The organism is Stappia sp. (assembly GCF_965276915.1).
In the GTDB taxonomy this organism is placed as follows: domain Bacteria; phylum Pseudomonadota; class Alphaproteobacteria; order Rhizobiales; family Stappiaceae; genus Stappia.
On the sequence record NZ_OZ255709.1, the window covers coordinates 4,699,417 to 4,715,207 of the forward strand.

Annotated in this window: 12 protein-coding genes; 7 read left to right on the plus strand and 5 right to left on the minus strand. The window is 66.9% G+C overall.

The genetic code is table 11. The features are described from left to right. The first annotated feature begins 137 nt into the window (after positions 1-137). Positions 138-1,625 carry an NAD-dependent succinate-semialdehyde dehydrogenase gene (locus ACQY46_RS21975; RefSeq protein WP_428700547.1) on the plus strand — a complete coding sequence of 496 codons (1,488 nt, stop codon included), beginning with the start codon at positions 138-140 and terminating at the stop codon, positions 1,623-1,625. A 60-nt stretch (positions 1,626-1,685) separates the two neighbouring features. Next, on the plus strand, positions 1,686-3,056 hold the full coding sequence (locus ACQY46_RS21980; protein ID WP_428698092.1) for an aspartate aminotransferase family protein: 1,371 nt from the start codon (positions 1,686-1,688) through the stop codon (positions 3,054-3,056). Positions 3,057-3,147: 91 nt separating this feature from the next. Here ACQY46_RS21980 and ACQY46_RS21985 read toward each other — a convergent pair whose 3' ends face one another. Continuing rightward, a complete protein-coding gene (locus tag ACQY46_RS21985; RefSeq protein WP_428698093.1) occupies positions 3,148-3,648 on the minus strand; it encodes a MarR family winged helix-turn-helix transcriptional regulator in 501 nt (166 codons plus the stop codon). A gap of 166 nt (positions 3,649-3,814) precedes the next feature. Between ACQY46_RS21985 and ACQY46_RS21990 the strand changes: the two genes are divergently transcribed. From ACQY46_RS21990 to ACQY46_RS22000, 3 genes are read left to right on the plus strand one after another with little or no spacing between them, the layout of a single operon-like run. Next, entirely contained in the window at positions 3,815-5,590 is a 1,776-nt protein-coding gene (locus ACQY46_RS21990; protein ID WP_428698094.1) for an N-acetylglutaminylglutamine amidotransferase, read from the plus strand. A 9-nt stretch (positions 5,591-5,599) separates the two neighbouring features. Then, positions 5,600-7,459, plus strand: a complete 1,860-nt coding sequence (gene ngg, locus ACQY46_RS21995; protein WP_428698095.1) for an N-acetylglutaminylglutamine synthetase — start codon at positions 5,600-5,602, stop codon at positions 7,457-7,459. Continuing rightward, the gene (locus ACQY46_RS22000; RefSeq protein WP_428698096.1) at positions 7,456-8,622 is read left to right on the plus strand and encodes an osmoprotectant NAGGN system M42 family peptidase; all 1,167 of its coding nucleotides are present in this window, start codon (positions 7,456-7,458) and stop codon (positions 8,620-8,622) included. Before ngg ends, ACQY46_RS22000 begins: the two co-directional genes overlap by 4 nt. Positions 8,623-8,684: 62 nt before the next feature. Here the strand turns inward: ACQY46_RS22000 and ACQY46_RS22005 are convergent, their stop codons facing one another. Together ACQY46_RS22005 and ACQY46_RS22010 are read right to left on the minus strand one after the other, a co-directional pair. Further along, a complete protein-coding gene (locus ACQY46_RS22005; protein ID WP_428698097.1) occupies positions 8,685-9,638 on the minus strand; it encodes a dihydrodipicolinate synthase family protein in 954 nt (317 codons plus the stop codon). 4 nt (positions 9,639-9,642) lie between these two features. After that, positions 9,643-11,823, minus strand: a complete 2,181-nt coding sequence (locus ACQY46_RS22010; RefSeq protein ID WP_428698098.1) for a xanthine dehydrogenase family protein molybdopterin-binding subunit — start codon at positions 11,821-11,823, stop codon at positions 9,643-9,645. 185 nt (positions 11,824-12,008) lie between these two features. On the opposite strand from ACQY46_RS22010, the gene ACQY46_RS22015 reads away from it, so the two are divergent. Together ACQY46_RS22015 and ACQY46_RS22020 are read left to right on the plus strand one after the other, a co-directional pair. Then, entirely contained in the window at positions 12,009-12,809 is an 801-nt protein-coding gene (locus ACQY46_RS22015; RefSeq protein WP_428698099.1) for an aspartate dehydrogenase, read from the plus strand. Positions 12,810-12,883: 74 nt separating this feature from the next. Continuing rightward, on the plus strand, positions 12,884-13,837 hold the full coding sequence (locus ACQY46_RS22020; protein ID WP_306029575.1) for a LysR substrate-binding domain-containing protein: 954 nt from the start codon (positions 12,884-12,886) through the stop codon (positions 13,835-13,837). A gap of 31 nt (positions 13,838-13,868) precedes the next feature. Here ACQY46_RS22020 and ACQY46_RS22025 read toward each other — a convergent pair whose 3' ends face one another. Next, positions 13,869-15,131: a TRAP transporter large permease gene (locus ACQY46_RS22025; RefSeq protein WP_428698100.1), complete on the minus strand. Its 1,263-nt coding sequence runs from the start codon at positions 15,129-15,131 to the stop codon at positions 13,869-13,871. Beyond that, positions 15,128-15,691, minus strand: a complete 564-nt coding sequence (locus ACQY46_RS22030; protein WP_428698101.1) for a TRAP transporter small permease — start codon at positions 15,689-15,691, stop codon at positions 15,128-15,130. The genes ACQY46_RS22025 and ACQY46_RS22030 overlap by 4 nt, the downstream gene beginning before the upstream one ends. Positions 15,692-15,791 lie beyond the last annotated feature (100 nt).

The window sequence follows — 15,791 nt, forward strand, 5'->3', positions numbered from 1 at the left end:
GAGGGCGGCAAAAAAAGACGAATCGTCTGGCGCCCCGGGCCGTTAAAGACGCTTGTTCGCCCTGTTTCGACGCATCCTGTCCTTGCAGGCGGGTCATGAACCCGCCCCTGGACGTGACGCGACGAGGAGGACGGATGATGACGACGACCGCGACCGGCACCGGCGAACGCACGCAACCCGCCCTTGGCGATGCACGCCTGCTCAGGCAGTTCTCTTATATCGACGGGCGCTGGTGCGCCGCAGGCGACGGGCGAAGCTTCACAGTCCGCGATCCCGCCAATGGCAGCCGGCTCGGCGACGTGGCAAGCCTCTCGGCGGACGAGGCCCGGGCCGCCGTCGATCCGGCCGACCGGGCCTTTGCCGGCTGGTCGGCCCTGCTTCCGCAGGAGCGAGCGAAAATACTGCGGCGCTGGCACGACCTCGTCCTGGAACATCGCGAAGACCTCGCCCGCCTGATGACGCTGGAACAGGGCAAACCCCTGTCCGAGGCGCGCGGGGAGATCGACTATGCCGCCGCCTTCATCGAGTTCTACGCGGAGGAGGCGCGCCGCCCCAATGTCGAGGGCATTACCTCGCATCTCGCCGATGCCGAGGTCGAGACCTGGCTGGAGCCGGTCGGCGTTGCCGCCCTCGTGACGCCGTGGAACTTCCCTTGCGCCATGATCACCCGCAAGGCGGCCGCGGCCCTTGCCGCCGGCTGCACGGTCCTTGTTCATCCCTCGCACGAGACACCATACTCGGCGCTGGCACTGGCCGAACTTGCCGAACGCGCCGGTTTTCCCGCCGGCGTCTTCAATGTGGTGACCGGCGATGCCGCGACCATCGTCGGCGCCTGGATGGAGGATCCGCGCGTGCGCGCCGTCTCCTTCACCGGCTCGACCGAGATCGGCCGGTTGATCTACCGGCAGGCCTCGGCCACGGTGAAACGCCTGGTGCTGGAACTGGGCGGTCATGCGCCCTTCATCGTCTTCGCCGACGCGGATCTCGACCGTGCCGTTGCCGAGGCCGTCAAGGCCAAGTTCGCGACCTCCGGCCAGGACTGCCTCGGCGCCAACCGCTTCCTTGTCGCCCGCCCGCTCTACAAGGCATTCTGCAAGCGCTTCGCGGAAGCCGCCGCTGCCCTCACCGTCGCTCCCGGAATGGACGACGCCGATATCGGCCCCTTGATGAACGAGAAGGCGGTCGCCAAGCAGGAGGAACATGTCGCCGATGCGCTCCGGCGCGGCGCCAGGCTCCTGACCGGCGGGGAACGCCATCCGGCCGGGTCCCTGTTCTATCGCCCGACCGTACTTGGCGATGTCCCGGCCGACGCGCTGATCATGCGCGAGGAGACCTTCGGGCCGGTCGCCGCGATCCGCCCCTTCGACAGCGAGGAGGAGGCTGTGACGCTGGCCAATGACAGCGAATACGGTCTGGTCGCCTACCTGCACAGCGAGGATCCGCGCCGGATCTACCGGCTGTCGCGGGCGCTGCGCTATGGCATGATCGCCGTCAACCGCACCAAGGTCACCGGCGCCCCGATCCCCTTCGGCGGCATGAAGCAGTCCGGCATCGGCCGGGAGGGCGCCGCCGACGGCATGCGTGCCTTCATGGACCTCAAATATGTCTGCCGCGACTGGGGCTGATGGCCGCTCGCGCAAGAACAACCCGGCGAACCGCCAGAAACAACCACAAGGAGACCGTCAATGCTGACCAATGACCAGCTCGACCAATGGGACCGGGAAAGCTTCTTCCATCCCTCCACGCACCTTGCCCAGCATGCGCGCGGCGAAAGCCCGACCCGCATCGTCACCGGCGGCGAGGGTGTCTTCATCCAGGACCGCGACGGCAACCGCCTGCTCGACGCCTTCGCCGGGCTCTACTGCGTCAATGTCGGCTACGGCCGCAAGGAGATCGCCGAGGCGATCGCCGCCCAGGCGCATGAGCTGGCCTATTATCACGCCTATGTCGGCCACGGCACGGAAGCCTCGATCACGCTCGCCCACATGATTCTGGAGCGGGCGCCGGACAACATGTCGAAGGTCTATTTCGGCCTTGGCGGGTCGGATGCCAACGAGACCAACGTCAAGCTCGTCTGGTACTACAACAACATCCTCGGCCGGCCACAGAAGAAGAAGATCATTTCGCGCTGGCGCGGCTATCACGGCTCCGGGCTGGTGACCGGCTCGCTGACCGGACTGGAACTGTTCCACAAGAAGTTCGACCTGCCGCTCTCCCAGGTTCTGCACACCGAGGCGCCCTGCTACTTCCGCCGCCACGACCTCGACATGAGCGAGGCCGATTTTGTCGAGCATTGCGCGGCCGAGCTTGAGGCCCTGATCGCCCGCGAGGGCGCCGACACCATCGCTGCCTTCATCGGCGAGCCGATCCTGGGCACCGGCGGCATCGTGCCCCCGCCCGCCGGCTACTGGGAGCGGATCCAGAAGGTTCTCAAGCGTCACGACATCCTGCTGATCGCCGACGAGGTGGTCACCGGCTTCGGACGTCTCGGCACCATGTTCGGTTCCGACCACTACGGCATGGAAGCCGACATCATCACCATCGCCAAGGGCCTCACCTCGGCCTATGCGCCGCTGTCGGGTTCGATCATCTCGAAGAAGGTGTGGGAGGTGCTGGAGCGCGGCACCGACGAGAACGGCGCCATCGGCCATGGCTGGACCTATTCCGCCCATCCGATCGGAGCCGCCGCCGGCGTTGCCAATCTCAAGCTGATCGACGATCTCGGCCTCGTCGCCAACGCGCGCGAGACCGGTGCCCACCTGAATGCGGCGATGCGCACGGCCCTTGCGGACCATCCCAAGGTTGGCGAGATCCGCGGCGAAGGCATGCTCTGCGCCATCGAGTTCGTCGACGACAAGGCAAGCCGCACCTATTTCGACCCGTCCGCCAAGGTCGGCCCGGCGCTGGCCAGCGCGCTGCTCAAGCGCGGCGTCATCGGTCGCGCCATGCCGCAGGGCGACATTCTCGGCTTCGCACCGCCGCTCTGCCTGACGCCGGAAGAGGCCGACCGGATCGTCGCCGACACCCGCGCCGCCGTCGACGACGTCTTCGGCTGAACGGGCGCGCCCGACAGGGTCGCCGCAAACAGGAAAAGGGGCCGGCGCGCGATGCGCCGGCCCCTTTTTCGTGTCGCGGGTCTCACAGGCCTCAGGCGGGCAGGCCGGCCTCGCTTCCGTCCATCAGGCCGCGCGGCTGCGGCTCGTCCGGTTCCAGCAGGTCCGCCACCGTCTGGAAGGCGCGAATGATCGTCTGCTGCTCGCCTTCGCTGAGCCCGGCCATGCCGGAAAAGAACCGCCGGTGAATGAGCGGCGGCGCCGATGCCAGCATTTCCCGCCCCTCGCCGGTCAGCTCGTTATGCACGATCCGCCGGTCCACGGTGCTGCGCCGGCGATTGACGATGCCCCGCGCCTCGAGTTTCTCCAGGATCGTCACCGTGGTCGCCGCGCTGATATTGGCAACGCGCGAGATGTCCGCTGTGGTCGCCGTCTCGAAATCGCGGACGGCATTGAGCACCACGATCTGCGGGATCGTCATCCCTGTTTCCCGCGCCACCCGCTTCGAGCGCACGTCCATGGCCTGCACAATCCTGCGGATCGAGCGGATGACGTCGGCCGCATCCTGCGGGGCGTAATCGCGATCTTCCTGCAAGCGCTTCTCCTTCCAAATCTTCACAGGAATCATTACAGCACAAAACATTTGATTTCAAATCATTTGTATCCTAACTATCTCGTGAACCAACCGGGATGTCCCGGCACGGCAGGCCGGACCACGGCCCGCAGGACACGGAAGACCAGACAGGAAAGGGCAGTCGCTCATGTGCGGAATTGCCGGAGAGATGCGTTTCGATGGACAGTTTGCGGAGGCAGAGGCGGTCGCCCGGATGACCGAACACCTCGCGCCACGCGGTCCCGACGGATCCGGCGTGATGGCACAGGGCCCGGTGGCGCTCGGCCATCGCCGGCTGAAGATCATCGACCTTACCGAAAAGGCCGCCCAGCCGATGGCCGATCCCGCGCTGGAGCTTGCCATCGTCTTCAACGGCTGCATCTACAATTATCCGGAGCTGCGCAAGGAACTGCAGGAGAAGGGCTATTCCTTCTTCTCCCACGGCGACACCGAAGTCATCCTCAAGGCCTTCCATGCTTGGGGGCCCGACTGCGTCAAGCGCTTCCACGGCATGTTCGCCTTCGCCATCCACGACCGCCGAGACGGCTCGCTGACGCTGGCCCGCGACCGTTTCGGCATCAAGCCGCTCTACCTGGCGGAGAAGGGCAAGCGCCTGCGCTTCGCCTCGACGCTGCAGGCACTGCTGGCTGGCGGCGACGTCGACACCGGCATCGATAGGGCAGCCCTTGCCTGCTACATGAGCTTCCACGCGGTCGTGCCTGCCCCGCGCACTGTCCTCAATGGCGTGCGCAAGCTGCCGCCGGCAACCGTTCGCCGCATCGAGGCCGATGGCAGCACCCGCGAGCATCGCTACTGGAACGCCTCCTACACCCGCCGCGAGGAAGACCGGAACCTGTCCGCCGACGACTGGCGCGACAGGGTGCTGGAGGCATTGCGCGTCGCCGTGCGCCGCCGCATGGTCGCCGACGTGCCGGTCGGCGTGCTCTTGTCCGGCGGCGTCGACAGCTCGATGATCGTCGGCCTGCTCGCCGAGGAGGGGCAGAAGGACCTGATGACCTTCTCCATCGGCTTCGAGGAGGCAAACGGCGAGAAAGGCGATGAGTTTGTCTATTCCGACCTCATCGCCAAGCATTTCGGCACCGATCACCACAAGATCTTCGTTCCCTCCGCCGACCTGATGTCGTCGCTGCCCGATACGATCGCGGCGCAATCGGAGCCCATGGTTTCCTATGACAATATCGGCTTCTTCCTCCTCAGCCGGGAGGTGTCGAAGCATATCAAGGTGGTGCAGTCCGGCCAGGGAGCGGACGAGGTGTTCGGCGGCTATCACTGGTATCCCCCGCTCGCCGGCTCCAACGACGTGGTCGCCGACTATGCGCGCGTCTTCTTCGACCGCTCGCGCGAGACGATGGCCCGGCACCTGTCGCCGGACTGGATGGCCAGCCGCGACGAGGCGCACGATTTCGTCGCCGCCCACCTGATGCAGGGCGGGGCCGAGACCCCGGTCGACCGGGCGCTGCGCCTCGATGCGGAGATCATGCTGGTCGACGATCCGGTCAAGCGGGTCGACAACATGACGATGGCCTGGGGACTGGAGGCGCGCGTGCCGTTCCTCGATCACGAACTCGTCGAGCTTGCCGCCGGGATCCCGCCGGAGCTGAAACTGGCGCAAGGGGGCAAGGGCGTGCTCAAGGAGGCCGCCCGCAAGGTCGTCCCCCACGAGGTGATCGACCGCAAGAAGGGCTACTTCCCGGTGCCCCAGCTCAAATATATCCAGGGCCCCTATCTCGACATGGTGCGCGACGCGCTCACGTCGCAGTCGGCGCGCGAGCGGGGCCTGTTCCAGGAAAGCTATCTGGAGACCCTGTTCCAGGATCCGACGGCGCATATCACGCCGCTGCAAGGGTCCGAGCTCTGGCAGGTCGCCCTGCTCGAGCTGTGGCTGCAGACCAACGACATCTGAGGGCAGGTCATGACGGCGAAGAAAACCGGCGGCAAGGGCGGCAAGGGAACGGACGCCCCCGCGCGGGCCGCACGCGATACCCGTCACCGGGATGCCTATGCATACCGGCTCAAGCGCATGCGCGAGCACGGGCTGAAGCCGCCCATCGACAACCAGCATGCCGACACGCCCGTGCCGCTGGAGAATTGCGCGCTCGATCTCGGATGGGGGCGCCTGCTGTTCGGCCAGACCTTCCACGACACCGAGAAACTGCTGACGACGCTGGAGGGCGAGTTGCCCGACCGGCGCGACATCGCGGTCTATGTGCGCGATCCGCATGTGCTGCTGGCCAACGCCCCGCAGGAGATCTTCCTCGACCCCTCGCACACGTTCCGCCTCGACCTCGCCACCTATCGCTCGTCGAAAAAGGCGCCGGCCGGCTTCTTCCTGCGCCGCCTCACCGCCCAGACCGACGCGGAGGCGATCAACCGCATCTACGCCGCGCGCGGCATGGTGCCGGTGCCGCCGGACTTCTTCTGGTCGAAGCGCGACGCGCGCTCGATCTGCTATTTCGTCGCCGAGGACGAGGCCAGCGGAGAGATCCTCGGCACCGTGACCGGCGTCGACCACGCCCGCGCCTTCAACGATCCCGAACGCGGTGCCTCGCTCTGGTGCCTCGCCGTCGATCCCCAGGCCCGCCACCCCGGCGTCGGCCAGGCGCTTGTCCGCCACCTGGCGGACTATTTCGCCGCGCGCGGCCTTGCCCATCTCGACCTGTCGGTCATGCATGACAACGACCAGGCAATCTCCCTCTACGAGAAGCTCGGCTTCGCCCGCGTTCCCTTCTTCACGGTGAAGCGAAAGAACCCGATCAACGAGACGCTCTACACCGGCCCCGACATGGACGAGGCGCTCAACCCCTACGCCAAGATCATCGTGCGCGAGGCGCGCCGGCGCGGCATCCGCGTCGAGGTCAACGATGCCGAGCGGGGCTTCTTCTCGCTCTCGCAGGGCGGCCGCACGATCCGCTGCCGGGAGAGCCTGAGCGAACTGACCAGCGCCGTCGCCATGTCGATCTGCGACGACAAGACCGCGACCCGCAAGGTGGTCGAGGGCGCCGGCGTACACGTTCCGGCCCAGATCGTCGCCGGACAGGGCAACGGCGATCTCGAGGACTTCCTGCGCGAGCATGGCAAGGTCGTCGTCAAGCCGGCCCGAGGCGAGCAAGGCCGCGGCGTTGCCGTCGGCCTGACCTCGCAGGAGGACATCGACGCCGCCATCGAGGAAGCCGGACGGCTCTGCGACACGGTGCTGGTGGAGGAATGCGTGGAAGGCCAGGACCTGCGCCTGATCGTCATCAACTACCGCCTGGTGGCCGCCGCAATCCGCCGCCCGCCGTCTGTGGTCGGCAACGGGTCGAGCCGCATCCGCGAACTGATCGAGGCGCAAAGCCGCCGCCGCGCGGCGGCAACCGGGGGCGAATCGCACATTCCCCTCGATGCCGAAACCCTGCGAACGGTTCGCCAGGCCGGGCACGACATGGACACGGTGCTTCCCGCCGGCGAGGAACTGCTGGTGCGGCGCACCGCCAACCTGCATACCGGCGGCACCATCCACGACGTCACCGACATCGTTCACCCCACGCTTGTCGAGGCATCGGTGCGCGCCGCGCGGGCCATCGACATTCCGGTGACCGGCATCGACCTGATGGTCAAGGCACCGACGGAGGCCGGCTACCGGTTCATCGAGGCCAACGAGCGTCCCGGCCTTGCCAACCACGAACCGCAACCGACGGCCGAGCGGTTCGTCGATCTTCTGTTTCCGCTTTCCATGCCGGCGACCGCCCGCCAGGCTGTCACCGACCAGCACACCAACCAGGGGGCCCCATGACACGACTGACCATCGACACCGAATACCTCGCTCAAACCCTGGAAGCGCTGCTCATGATCCCGAGCCCGACAGGCTACACGGACACGGTCGTGCGCTTCGTTTCGGCCGAGCTGGAGCGTCTCGGACTGCCGGTGGAACTGACGCGGCGCGGCGCGATCCGCACGATCCGCCGCGGCCGCGAGACCCGCGGTGCCCGGGCCCTCGTCTCCCATCTGGACACGCTCGGCGCACAGGTGAAATACCTGAAGGAGAACGGCCGCCTCGCGCTGGTTCCGATCGGCAACTGGTCGGCGCGCTTCGCCGAAGGCGCGCGCATCACCATGTTCTCGCAGTCCGGCGCCTATCGCGGCACGATCCTGTCGCTGAAATCCTCCGGCCACACCTTCAACGACGAGATCGACACCTCGCCGATCGGCTGGGACCATGTCGAACTGCGGGTCGACGCGCTGGCCTTCGGCCGCGGCGATCTCGACCGGCTCGGCATCGAGGTCGGCGACATCGTCGCCATCGACCCGCAACCGGAATTCCTGGAAAACGGCTTCATCATCTCGCGCCATCTGGACAACAAGGCCGGCGTTGCGGTCATGCTTGCCGCGCTGAAGGCGCTGAAGGAGGCCAATGTCGAGACGCCCGTCGACATCCACTGGCTCTTCACCATCGCCGAGGAAGTCGGCGTCGGCGCGTCCTCGATCATCACCCACGACGTCGCCTCGCTGATCGCGGTGGACAACGGCACCACCGCGCCGGGCCAGAACTCCAGCGAGTTCGGCGTCACCTTCTCGATGGCCGACCAGACCGGCCCCTTCGACTACCACCTGACCAAGAAGCTCGTCGAACTCTGCCAGGAGAACGACATCCGCTACCAGAAGGACGTGTTCCGCTACTACCGCTCGGATTCGGCCAGCGCGGTTGAGGCGGGAGCCGATGTGCGCACCGCGCTGATCACCTTCGGCATCGACAGCTCGCATGGCTACGAGCGCATCCACATGCATGCGCTGCGTTCGCTCGCCGAATTGATCACTGCCTATGTGGCAAGCCCTGTCGAGATCCCGCGCGACTACGAGGAAACCGCCGGCGTCTCCGGCTTCACCCGGCAGCCGACGGCGGAGGCCGAGCAGAGCCTGACGCCCGATGCGGAAAACACCGAGATTCCGCAAGCCTGAGGCAACTGAAACTCAAAGGGCCGCCATTGGCGGCCCTTCACGTGTCCGTCTGCTTGCCAGCCTCAGAGCTTCAGCCCGCAGGCCTCGAAGGCGGCCTTCGTCGCCGCGCGCTCCGCATCCGTCAGCTGCAGCAGCGGCGGACGCACCGGCCCGCCGACCTGGCCGAGCAGTTCCTGCCAGTATTTCTGGTGCGCCTGCGGCTTGCCGCCCGGTCGCGTCCCCCGCAGGGCCTTGCGCACCGGATCGAGGCTGGCGCTGATCTCCCGCGCCCGCGCGGCATCGCCCGCGAAAGCTGCCAGCGTGTAGTCGTGCATGCGCCGGTCGTTGGCGCTCTGCAGCAGATAGGGCGGCGAGGAGCACAGGTAGAGCTGCCATCCGAGCTCGAGAATGTTGTCGAGCCACTCCTCCTCGGAGGCGGTGGAGACCAGGATCCTGTCGCCGACCATCTCGGTCAGCTTCACATACATCGGCCGCGGCACGCTGTACTTGATGGCCACGATATTGGGCAATTCGGCAACGCGGGCGCACAGTTCCGGGCTCATCAGGTAACCGGAATCCGGATGGCTCCACATGGCAATGCCGATGTTCACCTGCTCGCAGATCGCCTTGTAATACGCGTAGACGGTGTCATCCTGATCGGTGACGAAATTGAGCACCGGCGCATGCACGACGATGTAGTCGGCACCGACCGCCTCGGCGTGTTTCGCCAGCTCGATCACCGTGTCGAAATTCTGGTCGGAGCAGGACATGATCGTGCCGGCCCGGCCGGACGTCTCCTCCACCGCGATCTCGAAATTGCGCTTGCGCTCGTCGAGCGACATGGAGAAGAACTCGCCCTGCTTGCCGGCGATGAACAGGCCGGCAATGCCGAGGTCGTCCACCCAGTGGCGGATATTGGCCCTCAAGCCTGCCTCATTGAACGAGAAATCCTCGTTGAAGGGATTGAGCGCGGCGGCCCAGATGCCCTTCATGTTGGCGCGGGCATGGTCCTTGGCGTCCAGGCGGGAATAGTTCATCTAATCACCTCTTTCGGGCGGTACGAAGCGCCTCCCACAGCCTTTCGGCGGTGAGCGGCATGGCAAGGTCGGTGACACCAAACGGACGCAGCGCGTCGCTGGCGGCGTTGAGGATGGCCGCGGGCGCACCGATCGTGCCGGCTTCGCCGACCCCCTTGGCGCCGAGCGGATTGAAGGGCGAGGGCGTCACCGTCTTGCCAATGGCAAGCGGCGGCATGTCGGAGGCACGCGGCAATGCGTAATCCATCAGCGATCCCGTCACGAGCTGGCCGTCGCCGTCATAGACGATGCGCTCCATCAGTGCCTCGCCCAGCCCTTGCGCGAAACCGCCGCGGATCTGCCCCTCGACCAGCATCGGATTGATCACCGTGCCTATGTCGTCGACACAATGGGCGCGCTCGATGGTCGGAGCGCCCGTCTCCGGATCGATAGACAGAAGCACCAGATAAGCGCCGTAGCCCCAGGCCTCGCCTTCGGTCTCGTAGATCACCTCGGCGCTCACCGGCACGTCCGAGCCTTCGCCGGCCGCACGCTTCGCCAGCACCTCGTCGCAGGCGGCAACGAGCGCGCCGCCGCCGATCGCGGTGCTGCGGCTCGCCAGCGCACCGATCCCGGTCGGACAGTCCTGCGTCGAGCCGTGCCGGACCGCCACCCGTTCCAGCGGCAGCGCCAGCCGGTCGGCGACAATCTGGGCGAAGGCCGTCTCGCGCCCGTGCCCTTGGCTGCTGCCGCCGGCCGCCACTTCGGCACGGCCATCGGGATGCAGCGTCACGCGGGCGCTCTCCCAGCCCGTGCCGCAAGGCTCGATGTAAAAGCCGAGCCCCAGTCCGACGATCTCGCCATGCGCGCGTCGCGCCGCGACGGCCTCGCGCAGGTCCGCATAACCGGCCTCCGCCGCCAGCTTTTCGAGCAGCGCGCCATAGCGGCCGGAATCGAGCGTGACGCCGCTCGCCGTACGATGAGGGAAAATTTCGGGGGGCAGCAGGTTGCGCCGGCGGATCTCCAGCGGATCGAGACCGGTCGCCGCCGCCGCCTCGTCGACCAGCCGTTCCATCAGGCAGTTCGCTTCCGGCCGGCCGGCGCCGCGATAGATGCCGACAGCGGCACTGTTGGAAAGCCGGGCGCGCGAGCGCACGTCGATGACGCCGAGCGCGTAGCCGCCCGGCAGGATGCGCCCGGCATTCCACGGCGGGATGGCAGCGCTCGAGGGCAACCAATGGCCGAGCGGGCACTCGATCTCGGCGGAAAGCGCCAGAAAGCGGCCCTCGGCGTCAACCGCCAGCCGTCCCCGGCTGGTCGCGCCGCGCCCGTGGCTGGCCGAGAGCAGGTCCTCAGCTCGCGAGGCAATCCAGCGCATGTCGCGGCGAAACCGAAAGGCGGCCCACACGCACAGCACTTCCTCGGGATAGAGGGAAGCCTTCATGCCGAAGGCGCCGCCGACATCCGGCGCCTTGACCGCGATCCGCGCCTCCTCGACACCGAGGATGCGGCAGAGTTCGCGCCGCGCGCGATGCGGTGTCTGCGTCGAGTACCAGACGGTGACGCTTTCCGTGGCGGCATCGAACGCGACCGCGATACCGCGCGGTTCCAGCGGCGACGGCGCCAGGCGCGGATGCTCGACCCGAACCTCCACGACATGGGCAGCGGATGCCATCGCCGCCTCGACGTCGCCCTCTCGCCAATGACCCGAAATGCGCGCGTCGCCATCCAGGGACGGCCCGTCCTGCACATCCCCGATATCGAGCATCACCATGTCGGCAGCGTCCTGGGCAAGAGCCCGGCTTTCGGCAAAGACAGCGGCGACCGGTTGTCCGACGGCTGCGACACGGCCGCGGGCCAGCACCGGGAACGGCGCCTCGCCCTCGATCGTCAGGACGGGATTGACGCTGAGCCGGCCAAGATGCCTGACGTCCTCGCCGCAGGCGAAACCGGCAACGCCTGCCATGTCCAGCGCCCCCTCCCCGTCGCAGGAGAGGATTTCGCCCGCCGGCATCGGACTGCGCACGAAGGCGACATGCAGCGGCTTGTCGAGCGGCACGTCGGCCACATAACAACCCTGCCCGGTCACCAGGGCATCGTCCTCGCGCCGCCGCACCGCGCGACCGATCTGCGCTTCGCCGCGAGCACGCGTCCCGTCGGCGGAAAAGGGGCTGGCCAAGGCATGGCCCGCGGTATCGATCGTCACGGCAAATTACCCGCTTTCTGAGGCTGGGCCACGGACGTGCCCGGATGGGGTTTGCCGGAGAGTGACGCTCTTCAGATATCGCGGCAAATATCATGTTTCAAATCTGCTATCTGTATATTGGATATCAAAACCTCCCGCTCTGCCCCAGAATTGCACAAGGTTTCCAGCCAGCTCCGGAGCAGTGAATGAAGCTTGTCGCCATCATCGGATACGGCGCGATCGCACGACATGTCGCCGGTGCGCTTGCCGGCCGCGAGACCATCCGCCTCGCCGGCGTCATCGGCCGGGCGGACGGCCTCGGTGCAGCGCGGGCGGCGATGGGCGAGGGCCTGGCCGTTGTCGGCGACATCTGCGAGTTGCCTGCCCGCCCGGACCTGGTGCTCGATTGCGCCGGTCACTCCGGACTGATCGCCCATGGCGAGAGGATCCTTCGCCAGGGCATCGACCTGACCAGCGTCGCGGCTGGCGCGCTGGCCGACGACAGCTTGAGGGACACGCTGGCCGCGGCCGCCCGCGACGGCCAAGCGAGGCTGCGCATCGCGGCCGGCGCAATCGGCGGGCTCGACGTTCTCGCCTCCGCGCGCGAGGGCGGCCTTGCCCGGGTGACCTATCGCGGCCGCAAGCCGCCGGCGAGCTGGCGCGGCACACCCGCCGAAACCATCCTGGATCTCGACCGCCTCGATGCCGCGCGCACCCATTTTCGCGGCTCAGCGCGCGAGGCGGCGCGTCTCTACCCGAAGAATGCCAATGTCACGGCCAGCATTGCGCTGGCCGGCATCGGCTTCGACGCGACCGAGGTCGAGCTGATCGCCGACCCGGCCTGCACCAGCAATTGCCATGAGCTGGAAGCCGAGGGCGATTTCGGCACCTTCACGCTCCGCCTGCAGGGCCGGCCGCTTCCCGACAACCCCAAATCCTCCGCGCTCACGGCCATGAGCATGATCCATGCCGCCCTGTCGCTCGAGACCCCGATCCTGGTTGCGTGACCGACGTGGATCGGCTACCGCCTGAGATCGGCGACCGCCCGTCGGCGGCGGCTCGCGCAACGGCGCAAGGTCCGATGAGCGAACCGACCCAGAAGCATTTCCGCATCGTCGAGCGCATCCTGACGCGGCTGAAGCTGAAGCAGCTTCGCCTGCTTGTCGCCGTCGAACGGCACAGCTCGATCCTGCATGCGGCGCGCGAACTGAACCTGTCGCAGCCGGCCGCCACCAAGCTGATCAAGGACCTTGAAGCCGACTTCGGCGTCATGCTGTTCGAGCGCACCAATCGCGGCGTGGTGCCGACCATTTACGGCGAGGCGCTGGCCCGCCACGGCAAGCTGATCTTCGCCCAGATCTCCCACGCGGCACAGGAGCTCGACGATCTCGCCGAAGGGTCGAGCGGCCGCATCGTCATCGGCACGCTGCTCGCCGCCTCCTCGCTTCTCCTGCCCAGGACCATCACCCGGGTGCTCGCGGAAAAACCCAATCTGTCGATCAAGATCCAGGAAGGCACCAACGAGGTGCTGATGCCGGCGCTGCGCTCGGGCGAGCTCGATCTCGTTGTCGGCCGGCTTCCCACCCATCGCCACCGGGACGAGCTGCTGCAGGAGCGCCTCTACGAGGAAAAGGTGATCGCGGTGACCGGCGTCAACCATCCGCTGGTGTCGCGCAAGCGTGTCGGCTTCGCCGACATGATGGAATATGGCTGGATCCTGCCGCCGCCGGAAACCACCTTGCGCCGGCAGATCGACCTGGTCTTTCTCGACCACGGCCTGTCCTCGCCGATCAACGCGGTGGAATCCGTTTCCTTCCTTGCCAATCGCAGCCTGCTCGCCAATTCGACGATGATCGGCATGCTGCCGAGCCATGTCGTCGACCAGGACATCGCCGCCGGCATCCTCGCCCGCCTGCCCTGGGATGTGCCGATCCCCATCGGGCCCGTCGGTGTCTCCTATCGCAAGGGCAAGGGCCTGACGCCCGCCGTCAGCTATTTCCTCGAGCAGTTGCGCCAGGTCGCGGGAAGCTTCTGAAGCTGCCGGCCCGGCCCGACCGACCACCCGGCTACCTGATCAGGATGGTCGACAGGATCGGCGCCCAGCTGAGCAGCAGCAGCACCAGCGCCACCGCCGCAAGGAAGGGATAGAGCGCGCGGAAGATCGCCATCGGTCGCGCCCCGCTCATCGCCGAGGCGATGTAGAGCCCCGCGCCGACCGGCGGCGTCAGCAGTCCCAGCACCAGGTTGAGACAGACGATCACCCCGAACTGGTAGGGATCGACATTGTAGTGCTGCTGGGCGATCGGCAGCAGGATCGGCACCACCAGGATCAGCGCCGCGATCCCGTCGATCACCATGCCGATCACGAACAGCACGAGATTGACGATCAGCAGGAAGACGAAGGGATCCTCGGTCAGCGTGATGATCTGGGCCGCGAGCTTCTGCGGGATCGCTTCGTAGATGATCACCCAGCCGAAGACATTGGCGGCGGCGATCAGGAAGATCACCAGGCTCGAATTGGTCGCGGTTCGCACGAACAGCGCCGCGAGCCGGTCAAGCTTCAACTCGCCATAGACGAACCGCCCGATCACCAGCGCGACCAGCGAGGCAACGGCGGCAGACTCCGTCGGCGTCGCGATGCCGAGCAGGATGCCGCCGACGATGGCGACAGGAATGAGCGATGCCGGCAGGCAATCGATCAGCGCGGCGCGCACTTCCGGCGCGGACATCCAGCGCCCTTGCGGGAACCCCTCGCGCAGGCCGACCAGCGTGACGATGACGAAGAACGAGGCCGACAGGATCAGGCCCGGGACGATACCGGCCATGAACATGTCACCGATCGGGATCTGGGCAAGCACGCCGTAGATGACGAACAGCATCGACGGCGGAATGATCGGTGACAGCAAGCCGCCGGCGGCTGTCGTCGCGGCGGCGAACTCGCGCCGGTAACCCTCGGCCTCCATCGCCGGCACCATCGCCCGCGACATCACCGCGATCTGCGAGGCGGCCGACCCGATGATCGCCGCCATGAACATGTTCGCAAGCAGGTTGATATAGGCGAGGCCGCCGCGAAACCCGCCAACGAAGACGCGCGCGGCCTGGATCAGGCGCTGTGTCAGCCCTCCCTCGTTCATCAACTCGCCGGTCAGCATGAAAAGCGGAATGGCGAGCAGACCGTAGCTCTCCACGCCGGAGAACAGCTGCTGGGCAAAGCTCGCGTAGAGCACGGTGTTTTCGCTCGCCTGGATGTACCAGGCCGCCGACAGGCACAGCACCAGGCTGATCGGAACGCCGGCGAAGAGCAGGACCAGAAAGACCGCGCCGGTCATGCGGCATCTCCGGTGGAGGCCTCCTCGCCCCCCTTGAGGGCGACGGGCAACGAGCGCGACAGGTTGGCCAGTGCATGCAGCACGAAGCCGAAGGAGAAGATCAGCATGATCAGCCAGACCCAGGCCTTGCGGATGCCGAGCGTGGTGGTCGGTTCCGCGTAGATGAAGTTGAAGGTGGCGCCCTGGAACGCCTCGATATCGAAACCGGCAGCGGCAAAGCCCGCCGGATCGAACCAGATCCAGCAGAACCATGCGATGGCAAGCCCGAAGCCCAGCGCGACAAGGTCGAGCACCGCCGTGAGGCGCGCCCTGGAACGCCCGCTCAGCATGTCGGGAACCAGCGTCACGGCAACGGCGGTACGCTGGTGGACGGCGGCCGACGCGGCGAGGAAAGTCATCCAGATCATCGCGTAGATCGCCGCCTCGTCGATCCAGAAGATCGCCATCCGGGCCGAGCGTGTCGCGACATTGACAAGGATAAGCACGGTGACCAGGGCGGCAAGAAGTGCGGCGAGCGCGATCTCCGCGCGCGCCCACAAGGCGGACAACCGGTAAAGCATCCCTTGTCTCCCGTCGCCCGCGTCCGCGCGGGCCCGTCATGAAAAAGCGCGGACGAACCACCGTGGCAGCCAGTCCGCGCCCTGATCACGGAGCCATTTC

Excerpts from the sequence above, each read along its gene's own strand:
- ACQY46_RS21975 (WP_428700547.1), top strand. The coding sequence starts at position 138 with ATGACGACGACCGCGACCGGCACCGGCGAACGCACGCAACCCGCCCTT.
- ACQY46_RS21980 (WP_428698092.1), top strand. The coding sequence starts at position 1,686 with ATGCTGACCAATGACCAGCTCGACCAATGGGACCGGGAAAGCTTCTTC.
- ACQY46_RS21990 (WP_428698094.1), top strand. The coding sequence starts at position 3,815 with ATGTGCGGAATTGCCGGAGAGATGCGTTTCGATGGACAGTTTGCGGAG.
- ngg (WP_428698095.1), top strand. The coding sequence starts at position 5,600 with ATGACGGCGAAGAAAACCGGCGGCAAGGGCGGCAAGGGAACGGACGCC.
- ACQY46_RS22000 (WP_428698096.1), top strand. The coding sequence starts at position 7,456 with ATGACACGACTGACCATCGACACCGAATACCTCGCTCAAACCCTGGAA.
- ACQY46_RS22005 (WP_428698097.1), bottom strand. The coding sequence starts at position 9,638 with ATGAACTATTCCCGCCTGGACGCCAAGGACCATGCCCGCGCCAACATG.
- ACQY46_RS22015 (WP_428698099.1), top strand. The coding sequence starts at position 12,009 with ATGAAGCTTGTCGCCATCATCGGATACGGCGCGATCGCACGACATGTC.
- ACQY46_RS22020 (WP_306029575.1), top strand. The coding sequence starts at position 12,884 with ATGAGCGAACCGACCCAGAAGCATTTCCGCATCGTCGAGCGCATCCTG.
- ACQY46_RS22025 (WP_428698100.1), bottom strand. The coding sequence starts at position 15,131 with ATGACCGGCGCGGTCTTTCTGGTCCTGCTCTTCGCCGGCGTTCCGATC.
- ACQY46_RS22030 (WP_428698101.1), bottom strand. The coding sequence starts at position 15,691 with ATGCTTTACCGGTTGTCCGCCTTGTGGGCGCGCGCGGAGATCGCGCTC.